Origin of the sequence: Arthrobacter sp. B0490 (genome assembly GCF_002929355.1) — a bacterium.
GTDB lineage: Bacteria > Actinomycetota > Actinomycetes > Actinomycetales > Micrococcaceae > Arthrobacter_D.
Window position 1 is genome coordinate 1 of record NZ_PJIR01000033.1, and the last position, 3743, is coordinate 3743.

At 65.9% G+C, this 3743-nt stretch carries 3 protein-coding genes; 1 reads left to right on the forward strand and 2 read right to left on the reverse strand.

The window, feature by feature from the left end:
- Window positions 1–387 precede the first annotated feature (387 nt).
- Both CXQ97_RS18420 and CXQ97_RS18425 read right to left on the reverse strand, forming a co-directional pair.
- Entirely contained in the window at window positions 388–837 is a 450-nt protein-coding gene (locus CXQ97_RS18420) for a pyridoxamine 5'-phosphate oxidase family protein (protein ID WP_181035152.1), read from the reverse strand.
- 385 nt (window positions 838–1222) lie between these two features.
- Window positions 1223–1822, reverse strand: coding sequence for a pyridoxamine 5'-phosphate oxidase family protein (locus tag CXQ97_RS18425; RefSeq protein WP_104182342.1), 600 nt, complete (start codon window positions 1820–1822; stop codon window positions 1223–1225).
- A gap of 175 nt (window positions 1823–1997) precedes the next feature.
- Between CXQ97_RS18425 and CXQ97_RS18430 the strand changes: the two genes are divergently transcribed.
- The gene (locus tag CXQ97_RS18430) at window positions 1998–3659 is read left to right on the forward strand and encodes a GAF domain-containing protein (RefSeq protein WP_181035153.1); all 1662 of its coding nucleotides are present in this window, start codon (window positions 1998–2000) and stop codon (window positions 3657–3659) included.
- Window positions 3660–3743 lie beyond the last annotated feature (84 nt).

Below are 3743 nucleotides of genomic sequence, written 5' to 3' on the forward strand. Positions count from 1 at the left end.
TTCCCCAAGCAACACGAGCAGTGCACAGAAAGAGTACGCGGAGCCTGAGAGGCCGACGACCCTCCGGTGGAAGTCTAGACACCGACCGGAACCGACGTCGGTAGCCCCACGGCGGTTTCGAGTTGACGCCAGAGCGTCTGATTCACCCTTCGGTACGGGGCGGTGCAGGGTCACGGGCGTGCTGGTTCGTCCGCACCACTACCGCTTGGCTGGTCCGTCACCTTTCCGCACTGCGCGCGGACGCGGGCCTGGGTGTTGAGCGCGAGCAGCCCCCGCGGGCTCACCCGGCCCAGGGTCCGAACCGGTTGCCCGTCCGTGGTCGCTTCATCAATGGACAGCCCGCAGGTCGGTGTTCCGCGGCTGTCGGGCAGGGTGGTCTGTTGGGTACTAGTGGGTGGTGCCTACCCGGCGGCCTCGCACGTGGGTGGGTGCCAGGCTGTAGAAGAGATCGCGCTGCCCCGATGCCCAGGGCTCATCGACGGACTTGCCCCACAGCGTCGTCAGGAGCGCCGGATCCTCCACACGGGTTGTCGGGCCGTTGAGGAGAATGGTCCAGCCAGTACGGGTTTCGCTGTCCACGTGGTCGAGCTGGAATGCGGCGTGGTCGAGGTAGCTGGTGGCGATGGTGCCGTCGGCGGAGGTACGGAAGTACACGTGCTCATCGAGGACGAAGTAGTTCACGGGGAAGATGTCCAGGAGACCGTCGCGGAAGAAGGCGAGTCGGCCGGTGGACCGTGTCGTCGCCAGGGCCCAGCATTCGGAGGGTGGGAGTTCGTCGGAGGTGCGCAGGGCGCCGGGGGAGTTCCAGTAGGCATCCTGATTGGGCGTGGTCATCATGGTGGGTCCTTGTCCCTCGGTGAGAACGCCGACCGGTGGCTCGAGGTTGCGAAGGATGCGGGAGTGCATTCGCTGCCTCGGACCGGCGATGGTGCCCGGCGATCTCCTGAGGTGAACCGTACGGAGGAATGATCGGCCGGATCAGAGTCGAAAGGCCCTGACCGGGCCGGCGGTCGTCGACGATGGTTGAGGAGAGTGTTCTACCGCAGTCTGCTGCGCCCACCGGCCCGGACTCTGCTGCCACACAGCCGGGACGCGGCCCTGCTGGTGATCAGCCGTCATGGGCATGGCGCCGGGCCCGGGAAGGGGGTCGGCTCGGTCACGCACAGTGCTGCACCCGCACTGCCTGACTTCGTCATCGCGCAGCCCGTTACCGACATGAAGCTCATACCTGAGGGCCGGCCTGCCCCGGATGCAAGGCATCGGCCGCGGCTGGTGTTGGAGTGAACGCCCGTCCACTGATCGTCTCCGGCACGAGCCGCATAAAGCGGTCCTTCCGACCGCCTTCCCACGGGTGGAGCGGCAGCTGGACGCTGTCCAGTACTTCGGAGGTGAGAGCGATAGTCGCGGCGCGCCCTTTCACCACGACACTCCACATCGTGTCCTGAGGCCGCGCTGTATCCTGCCCCCGCGTCTCGTTCTCGTCATCGCCCCGGGCGCTTCCCGGTGCCGCGCCTGTGTAGAAACCGTCGGCTTCCATCGCTGCTGGGGCCTTTTCTGCTGCGGAGGATTTGGTTCCTTCGGAGGTCCGGTACACGAGGGTCCCGTGGTCGACGACGAAGTTGATGGGGAAGATCTCCGGGTGACCGTCGACACAGAGCGCGAGACGACCGAGGGGCGCCTGACGCAGCAAAGCCCAGCATTCGTGCGCGGCGAGGACCCTTGTCGGTGCGGGCTCGGATGCAGGTGTGGGATCGGGGCCGGGCCCGGATGCAGATCCGGAGGAGGAGGGGGGTACGGAGTCGGGGAGGGAGTCGGCCTTCATACCGTGACACTATGAAGGAGGCGCTAGGGCTACCAGAGCCTTATGACCCTGTTCGCGACGTACGCCATCCGTGATCTCGCCATCGTCAGCCCGAGGATCAGATCGACGGATCGCCTGTTCCGACGAGTTGTCGGTTCCTCGGTCGCGGCACATGACGACAACCTTGGAGCTTCCAGTGAGCGTATACGCCAAGCCTCCACCCACAGCGAGAACCCCCGAGGACCCGGCGGGTGGAACCACCGTCGGGATCAGTAACCTGCTCGCGGGCTTCGCCGCCATGGCCGACGACATCGACCTGGACACTGTCCTTGAACGCGTCATCACCGCCTCCTGCGACCTGGTCGACGCCCGCTTCGGGGCTTTGGGTGTCATCGGCGCAGACCGAACACTGGGTCCCTTCATCACCGTCGGCATGAGCGAGGACGAGATCACTCGGATCGGGGCGCACCCTCAGGGGCTCGGTGTCCTTGGCCTGTTGCTCACTGAACCCCGCCCCGTGCGTCTCCACGACCTGCGGGAGCATGGCCTTGCCGTCGGATTCCCGGAGAATCATCCGCAGATGCGCTCTTTCCTCGGTGTGCCCATACGGATCCACGGAACTGTCTTCGGGAACCTGTATCTCACGGAGAAGAAGGGGGGAGGGGATTTCACTGATACCGATGAGGGCCTGCTCGTCGCCCTGGCGGCCGCCGCGGGCGTTGCCATCGAGAATTCGCGTCTCTTCGACGACTCGACACGGCGGACGCGGTGGCTCGAAGGCGGGCTGAATGCTGCGCGGGAACTCCTCGAGCAGACCGACCATGTCCGTAACGACCTCGAACTGGTCGCGCACCATGCCCTGCACGCATCACACAGCGACCTCTCGGTCGTCTTGCGCGATTTCGGTCATCAACGTGGCCTCATCTGTGAGGCTGCTGGAGGCGCGAACGCAGGTACCTTCGTGGGACGGTCCGGGTCTCACAGCGCGCTGCTCGACGGACTGAACGCCCAGTCGCCACCACTGCTCCTGACGCAGGAGGACATCAATTGTCTGCTGCCAGGAGCGCCACCGGCAACCATCTCGACAGCCCTCCTCACGCGGCTCGCGGGGACAGGGGAACGTCAGTTCCTCCTCTTCGGTAGGCCTGCAAAATCCCCGCCGTTCTCCGATGTCGACCACGAGATGGTGAGATCGTTCACCTCCCACGTGGCCCTGTCCCTGGAGCTGCTCCGGGTCCATCGGCAGCGGGAGCAGGAAGCGGTCTTCGGTGACCGCGACCGTATTGCCCGCGACCTCCACGACCTGGTGATCCAGCGTCTCTTCGCGGCAGGGCTTAGCATCCAGAGTCTGCGCAAATACCTGCCGGACGCCGAAGCACTCGAACGGATCGCAGCCGTCACTGCCGAACTCGACGCGACGATCAGGGAACTGCGCGACACCATCTACTCGTTGCGCTCGATCCCTCAGGGCACCCAGACGTTCACGTCCAGCGTCTTCGCGCTCGTCGCGACCGCGTTCGACGGCCACGACCTCCAACCCGTCCTGCAACTCTCCGGGCCGCTCGACGCCGCGATCAACCCCGAGTGGGCCACCCACGTGCGGGCAATCCTTCTGGAGGGCGTATCCAACGCACTCCGCCACGCTCAGGCGCGGTCCATCACGACGACGCTGCAGGCTCTGCCGGACCGTTTCGAGTTGAGCATCACCGATGACGGGTCCGGGTTCGAGCAGACCCTGTTCCGGAGCGGATTGGCGAACATGCGGCACCGCGCAGAACTCTGCGGAGGCACCCTGTCCATCTCGAGTCCCCTGGGCACGGGGACGACCGTCCTGCTCACCGTGCCCTTGAGCTCCTAACGGGACGCCTGACGGGACGGGGCGCCCGAGGGCGTCGAGATGTAGACGGCGGCCTGGGTCCGTCGCCGGAAGCCGAGTTTCGCG